The following is a 15,980-nucleotide window of genomic DNA, read 5'->3' as shown; positions in this document are numbered from 1 at the left end:
AAGCACCGACGCAGAAGATCCTGACACCGGGGTAATCCGTGAAAAAGCTCTCCGCACGACGACGCCATCCGCTGGCGGCGGTCGTCGTTCTACTCTTCGCGCTGGCGGCCACCGGGGGGCTGTACGCCGCGTTCGCGCCCGCGGGCAAGGCGCAGGCCGACGAGACCTCCCAGTCCCTCGCCATCGAGGAGGGCAAGAAGCTGTACGCCGTCGGCTGCGCAAGCTGCCACGGCACCGGGGGTCAGGGTTCATCTGACGGCCCGCCCCTGGTGGGAGTCGGCTCCGCAGCCGTGGACTTCCAGGTCAGCACGGGCCGCATGCCGGCCCAGCAGCCCGGCGCCCAGGTGCCGAAGAAGAAGAACATCTACACCCAGGCGCAGATCGACCAGCTCGCCGCGTACATCGCTTCCCTCGGCGCGGGCCCCATCACGCCGACCGAGAAGCAGTACAACCCCGCAGGGGCGGACATCGCCCGGGGTGGCGACCTCTTCCGCAACAACTGCGCCCAGTGCCACAACTTCACCGGCGAGGGCGGCGCGCTGACGGACGGCAAGTACGCCCCCAACCTGCATGACGTGTCGCCGAAGCACATGTACGAGGCCATGCTGACCGGCCCGCAGAACATGCCCTCCTTCCCCGACTCGACGCTGCCGGAGCAGGAGAAGCAGGACATCATCGCGTACCTCCAGACCGTCAACAGCGAGAAGTCCGAGAGCCCCGGTGGTCTCAAGCTGGGCGGCCTCGGTCCGGTCAGTGAGGGTCTGTTCGGCTGGATCTTCGGTCTCGGTTCGCTCATCGCAGTCGCCGTCTGGGTCGCGGCCCACACCGCTAAGGCCAAGAAGTCATGAGTAGCCAAGAGATTCCAGAAGAGACCCTGCCCACCGAGCAGGGCACCGCGCACGGCGCGGTAGAGGTCGCGGACAACCCGTTCGCCGACCCCGGCCTGCCGGCCCACAAGCCGCGCATCCAGGACATCGACGAGCGGGCCGCCAAGCGCTCCGAGCGCACGGTCGCGTTCCTGTTCACCGTGTCCATGCTGGCCACGATCGGCTTTATCGCGTCCTACGTGATCTTCCCGGTCGACCTGATCACCTACATCTTCCCGTTCGGGCACGTGAGCGCGCTCAACTTCTCTCTGGGTATGACCCTGGGCGTGGCGCTCTTCGGCATCGGCGCGGGCGCGGTCCACTGGGCCCGCACCCTGATGTCCGACGTGGAGAGCGCTGCCGAGCGCCACCCGATCGCGGCCGAGCCCGAGGTCCGGGCCCAGGTCATGGCGGACTTCGCGGCCGGCGCCAAGGAGTCCGACCTCGGCCGGCGCAAGCTCATCCGCAACACGATGTTCGGTGCGCTGGCGATGCTGCCGCTCTCCGCCGTGGTGCTGATGCGCGACCTGGGCCCGCTGCCCGAGGACAAGCTCCGCCACACGCTCTGGGCCAGGGGCAAGCTGCTCATCAACCAGAACACGATGGAGCCGCTGCGTCCCGAGGACGTGGCCGTCGGCTCGCTGACCTTCGCCATGCCCGAGGGCCTGGAGGAGGACGCGCACGACTTCCAGACGCAGATCGCCAAGGCCGCCCTGATGATCGTCCGTATCCAGCCGGAGGACATCAAGGACAGGCAGGAGCTCGAGTGGTCCCACGAGGGAATCGTGGCCTACTCGAAGATCTGTACCCACGTCGGCTGCCCTGTCAGCCTGTACGAGCAGCAGACCCATCACGTGCTCTGCCCGTGCCACCAGTCCACCTTCGACCTCTCCGACGGCGCCCGCGTCATCTTCGGCCCGGCCGGTCACGCCCTCCCGCAGCTGCGGATCGGCGTGAATGACGAAGGCTTCCTCGAAGCGCTCGGCGACTTCGAAGAGCCCGTCGGTCCTTCCTTCTGGGAGCGCGGATGAGCACTGCGACAGACACCAAGCGCAAAGCGCCCGCGGGCGAGCGGGTTGCCGACTGGGCGGACGGCCGACTCGGCATTTACGGCCTGGCCAAGGCCAACATGCGCAAGATCTTCCCGGACCACTGGTCCTTCATGCTCGGTGAGATCGCGCTCTACAGCTTCATCATCGTCATCCTCACGGGTGTGTACCTGACGCTGTTCTTCCACCCGAGCATGAACGAGGTCGAGTACCACGGCTCGTACGTGCCGATGCAGGGCATCCGGATGTCCGAGGCGTACGCCTCGACGCTGGACATCAGCTTCGACGTCCGCGGTGGTCTGCTGATCCGGCAGCTCCACCACTGGGGCGCGCTGATCTTCATCGCGGCGATGATGGTGCACATGATGCGCGTCTTCTTCACGGGCGCGTTCCGCAAACCGCGCGAGGTCAACTGGGTCTTCGGCTTCCTGCTGCTGGTGCTCGGCATGTTCACCGGCTTCACCGGCTACTCGCTCCCGGACGACCTGCTCTCCGGTACGGGTGTCCGCTTCATGGAGGGCGCGATCCTGTCGGTGCCGGTCGTCGGCACGTACCTGTCGATGTTCCTCTTCGGCGGCGAGTTCCCCGGCGGCGACTTCGTCGCCCGGTTCTACTCGATCCACATCCTGCTGCTGCCCGGCATCATGATGGGCCTGCTGGTGGCCCACCTGATCCTGGTCTTCTACCACAAGCACACGCAGTTCGCGGGTCCCGGCCGGACCAACAAGAACGTCGTCGGCATGCCGCTGCTGCCTGTCTACATGGCCAAGGCCGGAGGCTTCTTCTTCCTGGTCTTCGGTGTCACCGCGGTCATCTCGGCGATCGCCACGATCAACCCGATCTGGGCGCTCGGACCGTACCGTCCGGACCATGTGTCCACCGGCGCCCAGCCCGACTGGTACATGGGCTTCTCCGAGGGCCTGATCCGTGCCATGCCCGGCTGGGAGATCAACTTCTGGGGCCACACGCTCGCCCTGGGTGTGTTCATCCCGCTGATGGTCTTCCCGCTGGTCCTGGTCGCGATCGCGGTGTGGCCGTTCTTCGAGTCCTGGGTCACCGGGGACAAGCGCGAGCACCACATCCTGGACCGCCCGCGCAACGCCCCGACCCGTACGGCCTTCGGTGTCGCATGGCTGACCTGGTACGTCGTCCTGTTGATCGCCGGCGGAAACGACATGTTCGCCCTCTTCCTGAACCTGTCGATCAACAACATCACCTGGTTCGCCCGGATCGGCTTCTTCGTCGGCCCGGTCATCGCCTTCGTCATCACCAAGCGGATCTGCCTGGGTCTGCAGCGGCGTGACAAGGAGAAGGTGCTGCACGGCCGCGAGACCGGCGTCATCAAGCGCCTGCCGCACGGTGAGTTCGTCGAGGTCCACGAGCCGCTCTCGCCCGGCCAGCTGCACACGCTGACCGCGCACGAGCAGTACAAGCCGGCCGAGATCGGCCCGACGGTCGACGAGAACGGTGTCGTGCGCAAGGTCAAGCGCACCGAGAAGCTGCGTGCCAAGCTCAGCAAGGGCTTCTACGGCGAGGACAGCCAGATCGAGAAGGCCACCGTCGAGGAGTACAAGGAGATCACCAGCGGCCACGGCCACCACTGATCCCCGCTGACCGCCCGGAGCGGTCGCCACGGCAGAAGCCCCGTCCAATCGCCGGACGGGGCTCTTTGCCGTAACCGGCGCTGGATAGGGTGGAGCCATCTCTATTGGCTGTGGACCCCAGGAGCGGACCATGAACGTTGTGACCCCGGCAGGCGGCGACAGCGTGGCGGCCCGCAGCTGGCCGGGCGTACTGGACGCGCTGCTCAGCAACACCGATGTGACCGCCGACGACACCGCCTGGGCGATGGACCGCATCATGCGCGGGGAGGCCACCGACGCGCAGATCGCCGGCTTCGCGGTCGCCCTGCGGGCCAAGGGCGAGACGGTCGCGGAGATCAACGGACTCGTACGGTCGATGTACGAGCACGCCAATCTGATCGAGGTACCCGGCCGGACCGTCGACATCGTCGGGACCGGCGGCGACGGTGCCAAGACCGTCAACATCTCCACCATGTCGGCCGTCGTGGTCGCCGGCACCGGGGCGAAGGTCGTCAAGCACGGCAACCGCGCGGCGTCCTCGGCCAGTGGTGCGTCGGACGTGCTGGAGAAGCTCGGCGTCAATCTGGAGCTGACACCGCAGCGGGTGGTCGAGGTCGCCGACGAGGCGGGGATCACCTTCTGCTTCGCGGTGAAGTTCCATCCGGCGCTGCGTCATGTGGCGGCCGCGCGCCGGGAATTGGGGATCCGGACCACCTTCAACTTCCTCGGCCCGCTCACCAACCCGGCCCGGGTGCGGGCGCAGGCGACCGGGGTCGCGGACGCGAGGATGGCGCCGATCGTCGCGGGTGTACTGGCGGAGCGCGGGTCCTCCGCGCTCGTCTTCCGCGGCGACGACGGCCTCGACGAGCTGACCACCACCGCCACCTCCCGGGTATGGGTGGTACGGGACGGCGAGGTCCGCGAGCAGGCCTTCGACCCGCGTGACGTGGGGATCGAACTGGTGCCGGTGGAGGCGCTGCGGGGCGCCGACGCCTCGTACAACGCGGATGTCGCCCGCAGGCTGCTGGGCGGCGAGACCGGCCCGGTACGGGACGCGGTGCTGCTGAACGCGGCGGCGGCGCTGGTGGCGCTCGATCCGGGTGAGGGCACGTTGAACGACCGGATCGCGGCCGGTATCGCCAAGGCCGCCGAGTCCATCGACTCGGGCGAGGCACTGCGCACGCTGGAGCGCTGGGTGGCGGCCAGCAACGCGTAGCCGTTTGGGTGACGCAAGGCGGAGTCCGACATGCGGACTCCGCCTTGCGCGTGGAAGATCATGTGGCAAGATGCTGCGCAGGTCATGAGTGACAGCGTTCAGGCCCCGGCTTGCTGTCCGGCAACCCTCCGTCCGTGGCGGGGTGCCCCGGGTGAAGACCAGGCCGTAGGCAGTGAGGTCTACGGCAAGCGCGGACCCCTCGAACCGCCAGGGGTCCTGGTCCTTTGAGGGAGCTGTCTCGTGAGCAAGCGAATGCGATAGGGCCTACGGCCCGTTCTTCATGTCCTCCGCGCGGTGACTGCCGTGCGTTGAGGCAATCCCCGTGAGCGGTACGGCAGTTGTCCTTCCGCCGTCGGGTCTTTCGAAGCCATTCCGCCTGTCCTGCCGGGAGAAACCGCCATGTCCGTGTACCCGAACGCTCTCGAGACCGCCGCCTCCGCCGAGTCGGGCGACTGCGCCGCCGAACCCGCCTGCCCGGCGCCGCTGCCGGTGCTCGGCCGGGACGTCACCGTTCCGCTCGTCACCGGGGGCGAGGTCACCTACGCGGCCCTCGACTACGCCGCGAGCGCCCCGGCGCTCCAGCGCGTGTGGGACGACGTGGCCGCGTACGCCCCGTACTACGGCAGCGTGCACCGGGGCGCCGGCTACCTATCGCAGCTGTCGACCGACCTCTTCGAGAACAGCCGCGCCACCGTGGCGGAGTTCCTCGGCTGCCGCCCGGGAGACCAGGTCGTCTTCACCCGCTCGACCACCGACTCGCTCAGTCTGCTCGCCGCGGCGCTCCCGGCGGGCTGCCAGGTCTTCGTCTTCGAGACCGAGCACCACGCCTCCCTCCTGCCGTGGCGTTCCCCCAGCCTTCGGCCAGGGGGACCCCCATCTCGCTTCGCTCGCCAGGTGACCTACCTGAACGCGCCCCGCACCCCCGCCCAGGCCGTCGAGACGCTGGAGCGGGCCCTCGCCGACCGCGACCCCCACGGCCCCGCCCTGGTGTGTGTCACGGGCGCCTCGAACGTCACCGGTGAGCTGTGGCCGGTGCGGGAGCTCGCCGCCGCGGCCCACGCCCACGGAGCCCGCATCGTGCTGGACGCCGCCCAGCTCGCGCCCCACCACCCGGTGGACATCGCCGAGCTGGACGTCGACTGGGCCGCCTTCTCCGGGCACAAGCTGTACGCGCCGTTCGGCTCCGGCGTGCTCGCCGGCCGCGCCGACTGGCTGCGGGACGCCGAGCCGTACCTCGCGGGCGGCGGCGCGAGCCGCAAGGTGGCCCGCCGCGCGGACGGCGGGGTGGACGTCGAGTGGCACACCACGGCGGCCCGCCACGAGGCCGGCTCGCCCAATGTCATCGGCGTGTACGCGATCGCCTCGGCCTGCAAGGCGCTCACCGAGGCCGGCTTCGACTCCCTGGTCGCCCGTGAGCAGCAGCTCGTCGCCCGGGTCCGCGAGGGCCTGGCCGAGGTGCCCGAGGTGCGGGTGCTCTCGCTGTTCGGCGACGACGCCCCGAGGGTCGGCGTCATCTCGTTCGTGGTCGACGGCTGGAACAGCTCGCACCTCGCCGCCGCGCTCTCCGCCGAGTACGGCATCGGCGTACGGGACGGCCTGTTCTGCGCCCACCCGCTGGTACGGACGCTGCTGGGCAGCGAGCCCCAGGAGCCGGGCGAGTGCGGCGCCCCCGAGGCAGCCCCCGGGGAGCGGTCGCTGAACGCGATCCGCGTCAGCTTCGGCGCGGGCACCCCCGACGAGCACGTGGAGCGCTTCGTCGGGGCCGTGAAGGAGCTGGTCGCCGACGGCGCGCAGTGGAACTACCGCACCGAGGACGGCCGCTGCGTCCCCGCCGTCCAGGTCCTGTCCGGTCGATCAGGCCGGATGCCGCGACGGGCGACGCGGTGGGGGCACCCCCAGGGGTAGCTGGGGCGACCGACGACAACGCGGCCGGACAGGGCCTGGGGCGCCGGTCGCCCCGCCGGAGGCGCTACGCGTCGAGGCCGATCGCGAACGCCGCTTCCAGGTCGTGCTGGGAGTACGTACGGAACGCCACGTGGGTGTCCGTGGCCTCCACGCCGGGGATCTTGCTGATCCGGCCCGGGATGATGTCCGCCAGGTCGTCGTGCCGGGCCACCCGCACCATGGCGATGAGGTCGTACGTACCGGTGACGGAGTAGACCTCGCTGACGCTGTCCAGGGCGGCGATCGACTCCGCGATCTCAGGAATCCGGTCCACGCTGGTCTTGATGAGCACGATCGCGGTGATCACGGCTTGCTGTCTCCCTCGGTGGCCGGCGCTGGTCGCCTCACTCTATCCGTACGCCTGTAGCGCCCCCAGGCATAGAGGAAGCCGATCGAGAAGCCGACCAGATGGGCCAGATAGGCGACCCCCGGCCCGCTGTCGGCACTGCGCGCCGCCAGCCACTGGATGGCGAACCAGAACAGCAGCACGAGCCAGGCGGGGAGCCGCAGCGGCAGGAAGAGGAGGAACGGGAACAGGCTGGTGACCCGGGCCCTGGGGAAGAGGTGGAGGAAGCCGCCGAGCACCCCGGAGATCGCGCCGGACGCCCCCACCAGGGTCTGCTGCGAGCCCGCGTTCGCCGCCGCGTACCCGACCAGCGCGAGGTAGCCGCAGGCGAGGGAGAAGAGAGCGAACTCCAGGCGCCCCATCCGCTCCTCGGCCATCGCCCCGAAGACGTACAGAAACAGCATGTTGCCCAGCAGATGCAGCCAGCTGCCGTGGACGAACAGGGCGGTCAGCGGGGTGAGGGCGGCGCGGCCGGAGCCGCTGAACAGCTCGTCCGGGATGACGCCCCAGCGCTCGAAGTAGGCGCTCTGCGCGGCCGTCAGCTGCTCACCCGTGCCGTACACCGGATTGAGCCCGGAGACCGGGCTGAGGACGAAGACCAGGCAGCAGGCGCCGATCACCCCGTAGGTCACCAGGGGCCCGCCGGCCGCTCCCCACCGTACGATCATGAACAGAGCATGTCGTAAGGGGACAGACTGGAACAGGGTGCCTCGCCGCGTCTCGCATGCAGGACTGTGCGCCACCTGGGGTACCCGCCAGGCAATAGGGTTACGGGCAGTCCACCCGCACAGCCAAGAAAGAGGGACGGGACGATGACGGTTCCCCTGCCCAGCACCACGACCCGGTGGCGCTGTGCGCTCTGTGGCAACCTCACCCGGTTCGACGTCACCAGATCCTCCAAGGTCGTCGAGTACGTACATCTCGACCTGGCCGGAGAGCCGAAGGTCGAAGAACGCGAGGTGGTCAGTGAGACCATCGAGTCGGTGCGCTGCCGGTGGTGCAACGCGGTGGACCAGATCGAACTCGTGGACAGGCCGGGCGCCGGCTCCTGAGGGGAGCCGCCCCGTAGTGACGGTAGGGGTGACAGATTGTGGAGCCTGCAAGCGGCGCTGAGCCGGCCCCGGAGGCCGGCGACGCCGCCGAGGTGCTCGACCGCCCGCTGCCGGAAGGCGTGAGGCGCCGGGTCGTCTCGCTGGTCTCGGACGCGTTCGGTGGGCTCACGGTCGCCGAACTCCCGGCGCAGCTGCGCCAGTACGCCCGGTTCACCCCGACCAGGCGGGCGAAGTTCGCGGGCAACGCGATGGCGTCGGCCCTGGAGGGCGACGCGCTGTTCCGCCAGCGCATCGGCGAGCGGCTGCGGGAGGCCCAGCCGGAGTTGACCGGAGCCCTCGAGTCCGGTGCACCCCCGGCCGCCGCCGATCCCGTCGATGTGGCCGCGGCCGCCTACGTGCTGCGGCCCGCCGGCTGGGTCAAGCTGGTGGCCGCCGCCGGCGAGGAGGCGCAGCGCGCGGACGCCGAGCGGGTGGGCGAGGAGACCCAGCGCGAGCTGGAGCGGCTGCGCGAGGAGCTCGAGCGGGCCCGCGCCCAGACGAAGAACGACACCGAGCGGCTGCGTACGGAGCTGGAGACGGCCCGCAGGGAAGCCGAATCGCTTCAGCGCAAGCTGCGCAGCGCCCAGAGCGACCTCAAGCGCGGCGAAGCGGCGCTGCGCAAGACGGCCGCCGAGATCGACGGCATCCGGAACGAGGCCACCGGCCAGGTCGCCGCGGCCGAGAGCGAGACCCGGCGGCTGAAGTCGCGCCTCGCCGAGGCGGAATCGGCCCTCGAGGCGAGCCGCCGGGCCGCCCGCGAGGGCCGCAGCGTCGAGGACATGCGGCTGCGGCTGCTGCTCGACACGGTGCTGGAGTCGGCGCAGGGGCTGCGGCGCGAACTGGCCCTGCCGCCCGCGTCCGTACGTCCGGCGGACACGGTGGACGCGGTCGAGCCGGGGCGGATGTCGCCCAAGGACGTCGCGGCCAGGGCGCTGTCGGAGACCGATCCGGCGCTGCTGGACCAGCTGCTGGCGCTGCCGCAGGCCCATCTGGTCGTGGACGGGTACAACGTGACCAAGACCGGCTATCCGACGATGCCGCTGGAGAAGCAGCGGCTGCGGCTGCTGGGCGGTCTTTCGATGCTCGCCGCGCAGACGGGCGCCGAGATGACGTGTGTCTTCGACGGGGCGGAGCTGGCCGCGCCGGTGCTGCTCGCGCCACCGCGCGGGGTGCGTGTGCTGTTCTCCAAGCCCGGGGTGACGGCGGACGAGCTGATCCGCCAGCTCGTCCGGGCGGAGCCGCCGGGCCGGCCCGTCGTGGTGGTCTCGACCGACCGGGAAGTGGCCGACGGAGTGGCCAAGGCAGGGGCGCGTCCGGTTGCGTCCGCCTTGTTGCTGAAGCGGCTTTCGCGCGTCTAGTAACTCCTGGGCGCAATGCCCGAATTCATGGAACGTACCGTCAAGTGACCATTACTGGCTGTGCGATGTCTGCAAATTATGCGCTCCGTGACCGAGATTTTTCCTGCGAGGATTTGAAGTGATCACAGGTAGGTCACTAGTGTCAGGCTTCAAACCTTCGTGCGGTTGATCACCCATCCGGGGTGACGGCGAAGGGACCGCCGAGTCAGCGTTGTTCGGCGGCTCGAGGAAGAAGGAGCTCGCCTTCGTGGCGTCCCACCGTCGACCCAAGCAGCCGAGCCGCACACGTGTGACCGTGCTCACCGCAACCGCAGCCGCCGCCGTGGCCCTCACCTCCCAGACCGCCCAGGCCGACCCGAAGCCGAGCAAGAGCGAGGTCAAGGCCAAGGTCGACAAGCTGTACCACGAGTCGGAGATTGCCACCGACAAGTACAACGGGGCGAAGGAGCAGCAGGACAAGCTCCAGAAGCAGATCAGCCAGCTCCAGGACAAGGTGGCCCGCGGCCAGGACGAGCTCAACGCCCTGCGGGACGGCCTCGGTTCGATGGCCACCGCGCAGTACCGCTCCGGCGGTATCGACCCGTCCGTGCAGCTCTTCCTCTCGGCGGATCCGGACGACTACCTCTCCAAGGCATCCTCGCTCGACCAGTTGAGCTCGAAGCAGGCCGAGTCGGTGGAGAAGATCCAGGCGAAGCAGCGCGCTCTCGCACAGCAGCGCGCGGAAGCGTCCGGCAAGCTCAAGGACCTCGCCGAGACGCGTAAGGAACTCGCCTCGAAGAAGAAGGTGGTCCAGAGCAAGCTGAGCGAGGCCCAGCGGCTGCTGAACTCCCTCACCGCCGAGGAACGTGCGGCGATCAACGAGGAAGAGAACCGCGCCAACCGCGCCAGCGCTCGGGCCGACCTCGGCAACGAGAAGCCGTCCTCGGGCCGCGCCGCCGCCGCCCTGGCCGCCGCCCAGACCCAGCTCGGCAAGCCGTACGTCTCCGGCGCCGAGGGCCCCAACTCCTACGACTGCTCGGGCCTGACCCAGTGGTCGTACGCCCAGGCCGGCGTGAGCATCACCCGCACCACCTACACCCAGGCCAACGACGGCACCCGGATCGGCCGGAGCCAGCTGCAGCCGGGCGACCTCGTCTTCTTCAGCGGACTGAGCCACGTGGGTCTCTACGCCGGTAACAACCAGGTGCTGCACGCCCCCAAGCCGGGCACCGTGGTGCGCTACGAGGCCATGGAGTGGGCCGGAAGCTTCCAGTTCGGCGTACGCATATGACGGGTCGTCTCTGACGTCGCCGAGGAGGCGCCATTGACGCCACCCACGGTGTCCGCACCGCCCATTCGGGCGATTTCCGGCACCCTTCGCTGACTGTCCGCCCCGCCGGTGACCTGCGTCTCCGGCGGGGCGTCACTGTGTGTATGCGCCGAGGTCTTTGGCCGTCACAGGTGCGCGCGGCTACTGTCTGGCCGCGCGGTTCCCGGCAATTCGTCCGCCCACCAGGGCGGCAGGGGACCGCCTGCAGCGGAAGGGAGTGCGGCTTCCTGTGGCGTCCCATCGCCGGCCCACCCAGTCGGGCCTTGACCGGAGCACCCGTGTCACCGTCCTGTCCGCCGCCGCGGCCACCGCGGCGGCAGCCTTCACGGCCGCACCGGCGGACGCGGAACCGCACGACACCACCACCGCCGTCCAGACGAAGGTGGACCACCTCTTCGAGCAGGCGGAGAAGGCCACCGAGCAGTTCAACAAGGCGGACGAGCACGCCGATCAGCTGCGCGAGCAGGTACGGCAGACCCAGGACGCCGTCGCCCGCGGCCAGGACCGCGTCAACCGTATGAGGGGCGTGCTCGGTTCGTTCGCGGGCGCCCAGTACCGGGCGGGCGGGATCGACCCGTCGGTCGCCCTGCTGCTGTCCGAGGACCCGGACAGCTATCTCGACAAGGCCGCCACCCTGGACCGCATCGGCGCTCGCCAGGCGGGCAAGCTGCTGGAATTCGAGGCGGCACAGCGGGGGCTCGGGCAACAACGCGCGGAAGCCACCCGCAAGCTCGCCGAACTGGAGCGCCTGCGTGCCGACGTGGCCCGCCACAAGCGCTCGGTCACCGCCAAGCTCGCCCAGGCGCAGCGGCTGCTGAACTCGCTGCCCTCCGATCAGCGCGCCGCGTACGACAGGGCCTCGCGATCCGGGCGGGGCGAGGCACTGCCCGAGCTCTCCGGCCTCGGAGCGTCCTCCGCGCGGGCGGCCGCCGCGGTGGCGGCCGCACGCCAGGCGGTCGGCCGGCCGTATGTGTGGGGCGCGATCGGGCCGTCCGGCTTCGACTGCTCCGGGCTCATGGTGTGGTCCTACCGGCAGGCCGGAGTCTCACTGCCCCGCACCTCACAGGCCCAGCGGAACGCCGGGCGGCACGTGTCCCTCGCCGAGGCGCGGCCGGGCGACCTGGTGACGTACCGCAGCGACGCCAGCCATGTCGGGATGTACGTGGGCAACGGGCAGGTCGTGCACGCCCCGTACCCCGGCGCACCGGTGCGCTACGACCCGGTCGGCATGATGCCGGTCTCGGCCGTTACCAGGGTCTGACCCGCGAGGTTCTCCCCGGGCCCCGCATTCTCGGCAGGCCCCGTATTCTCGGCAGAGTGGCAGGTCGCGGGCGTGCAGGGCGTGGGACGAGGCGATGGGCGGGGCCGGTACTGGCGCTGCTCCTCCTGCTGACGGCCGCGTGCGGGGCGCCGGCCGTACCCGACACCGCCGCACGGGAGGTCCAGCGGACGCTGGACCTCCGCGCTGCCGCCGTACTCGACCGCGACGAGGACGCCTACCTCGCGGCGCTCGACCCGGCGGCGTCCGCCCTGCGGGCCGCCGCGCGCAGGGAGTTCGCGAACCTCGCGGACGTACCGCTGCAGTCCTGGGCGTACGAACTGACCAGCCTGCGGCGCAACGGCTCCACGGCCACCGCCCGCGTCGAACTGCGCTACCGGCTTCAGGGGTACGACCGCGCGCCCGTGACGGCCGGCCGTGAGCTCGAACTGGCCGAGGACGACGGCCGTTGGTACGTCGCCGCCGACCGGCCCGTCAAGGGCGGCACGCAGCAGCTCTGGCAGCAGGGCCGGGTCACCGCCGTCCGCGGCACGCACAGCCTGGTCCTCGGCGTCGGCCGCCCGGCCGGGATGCTGCGCGCGGTCGCGGAAGCCGCCGACCGCGCGGTGCCCGCCGTCGACGCGGCCTGGACGGGCGACTGGGCCGGGCGCGTGGTCGTCCTGGTGCCCGGATCGCTGGACGGGATGGCCTCGCTGCTGGGCGCGCCGGCGGCCGGCTACCGGGGTATCGCGGCCGTCACCACGGGGGAGTCCGGCGGCTCCTCGTCGGCGCCCGCGGACCGGGTGATCGTCAACCCCGAGGCGTACGCCGTACTGGGGGAGCATGGCCGTCGGACAGTGCTGACCCATGAGACGGCCCATGTCGCCACCCGGGCGCACACCTCCGCGGCCACGCCGCTGTGGCTCTCGGAGGGGTTCGCCGACTGGGTGGCGTACCGCGGTACGGACCGCACCGCCGCCCAGGCCGCGCCCGAGCTGCGGCGGGCCGTACGCGGCGGTGGGCTGCCCGGGCGGCTGCCCGCGGACGGGGAGTTCGGCTTCAGCGGGGACGCGGACCGGCTGGCGCGGGCGTACGAGGGCGGCTGGCTGGCGTGCAGGCTGATCGCGGACCGCTGGGGCGAGGAGAAGCTGACGGCCTTCTACCGGGCCGTCGGCGCGCACAAGAAGCGCGAGGGCGCGGTGGAACGGGCGATGGACGAGGTGCTCTCGACCACGCCGGAGGACTTCACCGCCCAGTGGCGCGCGTATCTGCGTGCGCAGCTGGCATGACCGGCCGCCGGGCGGCTGGGCCGCCGGGCCGTCACGACGCCGGGCCGTCACGACGCCGGGCCGTCACGCCGGCGTGCTGCCGGGCCGCCAGGCCGCCGGGTGGCCGGCCGGCGTCACGAGGTGAGGAGTTCGGACTCCTCGTCTCGCGTGGGCCGACCGGCCGTGGCCGGTCCTCGCACGGTGTCCCGCCACAGCCGGCGGCACGCCGTGAGCGCCGCCGCGACCAGCAGCCCGTTGCGTACGGTCAGCAGCAGGATGCCCGGCCAGTCGCTGGCCACGACGTGGGAGAACCAGAGCGGGAACTCCAGCAGCGTGACGCCGGTCGCGGCCAGCACCAGCCGGGCCGGTACGTCCATCCGGCTCGCACGCAGGCTGAGGCAGGCGGCGGCCAGGCCGACCAGCCACAGCAGATACTGCGGACTGATCACCCGGCTGGTGGTGGTGAACAGCAGGACGGCGGCGAAGGCCGCGTCACACGCGGTGCTCGCCCCGAACGTCCGCGCGCTCAGCCGCCACACCAGCAGCCAGCCGAACGCGATCGCCGTGAGCGCCAGCGCCAGGGTGCTGACCAGGGGGACGTACGGCCCGAGGAATTCCACCGAGCCGTAGTTCAGCAGTACCTGCCCCTCCCAGCCGAAGTGCCGCGCGACGTGGAAGACCAGCGAGCCGAGCGACTCGATCTCGGTACCGCGGTCGCGCTGGAAGGTGAGGAACGCGAGCGCCCCCGGCATCGCCGCGGCGAAGAGCAGGGCGAGCCCGCCGCCGGTCAGGGCCGCCGAGCCCCACGCGGCGCGCGTGGCGCGGCCGGGGCGGGTGCCCGCGAGGAGCAGCGCGGGCCACACCTTCAGGAGCGCACCCAGCCCGGCGAGCGTCCCCATCGCGCGCGGGTGGCGTGCCCCGGCGAGCAGGGCGGCGACGGCCACGGCGGTCACCATCAGGTCGTACCGGGCGTACGCGGTCGGGCCGAGCAGCGGCACCCCCGCCACCCAGACCCAGGCGCCCGCGAGCCGCCGGGCGGGTCGGCGCCCCGCGTACAGCAGCAGGCCCATGACCAGCGCGTCCGCGAGGCAGACCAGCACGAAGAAGGCCGGGGCGTACTCGAGGAAGGGCAGCAGGGCGGGGGAGAGGATGGCGAGCGCGGCGGCCTGCGGGTACTGCCAGGTGACGTCGTCGAGCGGGAAGGTGCCGGTCTTCAGCACCTCGTACCAGCCCTGGTAGATGACGGAGACATCGCTGGTGACATCCGGCCCGGGGAACGTGAACACCTTGAACACGCAGAGCAGCAGGAGGGCCCGCGTGACGCCCCACAGCACGAGCGGCCGCCCGGTCCCGGGGGGTGTTCTGCCGCCGCTGCCTGCCATGGCCACCTCGTGCTCGTCTTCGGCGCTCTGCCGTCACTGAGCAGCCATAATGCCTTCCGCCCCGGCCGGGGAGCCACAGAGCACCGCCGTTGGGTACTGTCGGCGGCGATGGACAAGACCCTGATCGTGACCAACGACTTCCCGCCCCGCCCCGGTGGCATCCAGGCCTTCCTGCACAACATGGCGCTGCGCCTGGACCCCGAGCAGCTCGTTGTCTACGCCTCCACCTGGAAGCGCGGCCACGAGGGGGCGGAGGCCACCGCCGCCTTCGACGCCGAGCAGCCCTTCACGGTCGTACGCGACCGTACGACCATGCTGCTGCCGAGCCCGCGCGTCACCCGGCAGGCCGTGCAGCTGCTGCGCGAACACGGCTGCGAGTCGGTGTGGTTCGGGGCGGCCGCCCCGCTCGGGCTGATGGCTCCGGCCCTGCGCCGGGCGGGCGCGAAGCGGCTGGTCGCCACCACGCACGGCCACGAGGCGGGCTGGGCGCAGCTGCCCGCGTCCCGGCAGCTGCTGCGCCGGATCGGCGAGGGCACCGACACGATCACCTACCTCGGCGAGTACACACGCTCGCGGATAGCCGGCGCGCTCACCCCGGGGGCCGCCGCGCGTATGGTCCAACTGCCGCCCGGGGTCGACGAGAAGACCTTCCACCCCGGCTCGGGCGGCGACGCGGTCCGCGAGCGCCTCGGTCTGGCCGCCCGGCCCGTCGTGGTGTGCGTGTCCCGGCTGGTGCCCCGCAAGGGCCAGGACACCCTGATCCGCGCGATGCCGCGCATCCTCGCGCAGGTGCCGGACGCCGTGCTGCTCGTCGTCGGTGGCGGACCGTACGCCAAGGACCTGAGGAAGCTCGCCGCCGAGACGGGTGTCGCGGACTCCGTGCACTTCACCGGACCCGTCCCGTGGGAGGAACTGCCCGCCCACTTCGGCGCGGGTGACGTCTTCGCCATGCCCTGCCGTACACGGCGCGGCGGGCTCGATGTCGAGGGGCTCGGCATCGTCTACCTGGAGGCGTCGGCGACCGGGCTGCCGGTGGTGGCGGGCGACTCGGGCGGCGCGCCCGACGCCGTACTCGACGGGGAGACCGGCTGGGTGGTGCCCGGTGGGCCCCCGGCGGTCGCGGCGCGGGAGTCGGCCGACCGGATCGTCACCCTGCTCCAGGACCCGGAGCTGCGGCGCCGGATGGGTGAGCGCGGCCGGGAGTGGGTCGAGGAGAAGTGGCGCTGGGACCTGCTGGCCGAAAACCTCAAGGCGCTCTTGTAAAAGCGCCACTGCGCGGGATATAGGCGGAATCGGATATTCCGCTCATG

At 71.1% G+C, this 15,980-nt stretch carries 14 protein-coding genes and 1 riboswitch; of the genes, 11 read left to right on the top strand and 3 right to left on the bottom strand.

Annotated features, from left to right (window positions below):
- Positions 1–38 precede the first annotated feature (38 nt).
- The 5 genes from NLX86_RS04475 to NLX86_RS04455 all read left to right on the top strand — a co-directional run bounded on the left by NLX86_RS04475 (position 39) and on the right by NLX86_RS04455 (position 6,619).
- Positions 39–848 (top strand): c-type cytochrome, encoded by an 810-nt coding sequence (locus NLX86_RS04475; protein ID WP_254370250.1) that lies wholly within the window; start codon positions 39–41, stop codon positions 846–848.
- A complete protein-coding gene (locus NLX86_RS04470; protein ID WP_254370249.1) occupies positions 845–1,897 on the top strand; it encodes a ubiquinol-cytochrome c reductase iron-sulfur subunit in 1,053 nt (350 codons plus the stop codon). The genes NLX86_RS04475 and NLX86_RS04470 overlap by 4 nt, the downstream gene beginning before the upstream one ends.
- Positions 1,894–3,519 (top strand): cytochrome bc complex cytochrome b subunit, encoded by a 1,626-nt coding sequence (locus NLX86_RS04465; protein WP_254370248.1) that lies wholly within the window; start codon positions 1,894–1,896, stop codon positions 3,517–3,519. The genes NLX86_RS04470 and NLX86_RS04465 overlap by 4 nt, the downstream gene beginning before the upstream one ends.
- 130 nt (positions 3,520–3,649) lie before the next feature.
- Positions 3,650–4,714, top strand: a complete 1,065-nt coding sequence (gene trpD, locus NLX86_RS04460) for an anthranilate phosphoribosyltransferase (protein ID WP_254370247.1) — start codon at positions 3,650–3,652, stop codon at positions 4,712–4,714.
- 80 nt (positions 4,715–4,794) lie between these two features.
- Positions 4,795–4,911: riboswitch (SAM riboswitch) on the top strand.
- Positions 4,912–5,113: 202 nt separating this feature from the next.
- The gene (locus tag NLX86_RS04455; RefSeq protein WP_254370246.1) at positions 5,114–6,619 is read left to right on the top strand and encodes an aminotransferase class V-fold PLP-dependent enzyme; all 1,506 of its coding nucleotides are present in this window, start codon (positions 5,114–5,116) and stop codon (positions 6,617–6,619) included.
- A 64-nt stretch (positions 6,620–6,683) separates the two neighbouring features.
- Here NLX86_RS04455 and NLX86_RS04450 read toward each other — a convergent pair whose 3' ends face one another.
- On the bottom strand, positions 6,684–6,965 hold the full coding sequence (locus NLX86_RS04450; protein WP_254370245.1) for an Lrp/AsnC ligand binding domain-containing protein: 282 nt from the start codon (positions 6,963–6,965) through the stop codon (positions 6,684–6,686).
- Positions 6,962–7,672, bottom strand: a complete 711-nt coding sequence (locus NLX86_RS04445) for a rhomboid family intramembrane serine protease (RefSeq protein WP_254370244.1) — start codon at positions 7,670–7,672, stop codon at positions 6,962–6,964. The genes NLX86_RS04450 and NLX86_RS04445 overlap by 4 nt, the downstream gene beginning before the upstream one ends.
- Before the next feature lie 144 nt (positions 7,673–7,816).
- On the opposite strand from NLX86_RS04445, the gene NLX86_RS04440 reads away from it, so the two are divergent.
- The 5 genes from NLX86_RS04440 (at position 7,817) to NLX86_RS04420 (ending at position 13,309) form a co-directional block, all read left to right on the top strand.
- Entirely contained in the window at positions 7,817–8,056 is a 240-nt protein-coding gene (locus NLX86_RS04440) for a hypothetical protein (RefSeq protein ID WP_254370243.1), read from the top strand.
- A 35-nt stretch (positions 8,057–8,091) separates the two neighbouring features.
- A complete protein-coding gene (locus tag NLX86_RS04435; protein ID WP_254370405.1) occupies positions 8,092–9,453 on the top strand; it encodes an NYN domain-containing protein in 1,362 nt (453 codons plus the stop codon).
- 247 nt (positions 9,454–9,700) lie between these two features.
- On the top strand, positions 9,701–10,723 hold the full coding sequence (locus NLX86_RS04430; RefSeq protein WP_254370242.1) for a C40 family peptidase: 1,023 nt from the start codon (positions 9,701–9,703) through the stop codon (positions 10,721–10,723).
- Positions 10,724–10,991: 268 nt separating this feature from the next.
- A complete protein-coding gene (locus NLX86_RS04425; RefSeq protein ID WP_254370241.1) occupies positions 10,992–12,023 on the top strand; it encodes a C40 family peptidase in 1,032 nt (343 codons plus the stop codon).
- 56 nt (positions 12,024–12,079) lie between these two features.
- Positions 12,080–13,309 (top strand): hypothetical protein, encoded by a 1,230-nt coding sequence (locus NLX86_RS04420; protein WP_254370240.1) that lies wholly within the window; start codon positions 12,080–12,082, stop codon positions 13,307–13,309.
- Positions 13,310–13,422: 113 nt separating this feature from the next.
- Here the strand turns inward: NLX86_RS04420 and NLX86_RS04415 are convergent, their stop codons facing one another.
- Positions 13,423–14,670 carry a glycosyltransferase family 87 protein gene (locus tag NLX86_RS04415; protein ID WP_254370239.1) on the bottom strand — a complete coding sequence of 416 codons (1,248 nt, stop codon included), beginning with the start codon at positions 14,668–14,670 and terminating at the stop codon, positions 13,423–13,425.
- A 108-nt stretch (positions 14,671–14,778) separates the two neighbouring features.
- On the opposite strand from NLX86_RS04415, the gene NLX86_RS04410 reads away from it, so the two are divergent.
- Positions 14,779–15,933: a glycosyltransferase family 4 protein gene (locus NLX86_RS04410; protein ID WP_254370238.1), complete on the top strand. Its 1,155-nt coding sequence runs from the start codon at positions 14,779–14,781 to the stop codon at positions 15,931–15,933.
- Positions 15,934–15,980 lie beyond the last annotated feature (47 nt).

The organism is Streptomyces sp. A3M-1-3 (assembly GCF_024213665.1).
Taxonomy (GTDB): domain Bacteria; phylum Actinomycetota; class Actinomycetes; order Streptomycetales; family Streptomycetaceae; genus Streptomyces.
Note: the sequence above shows the minus strand (reverse complement) of the source record. Positions and strands in the feature narration are given on the sequence as shown.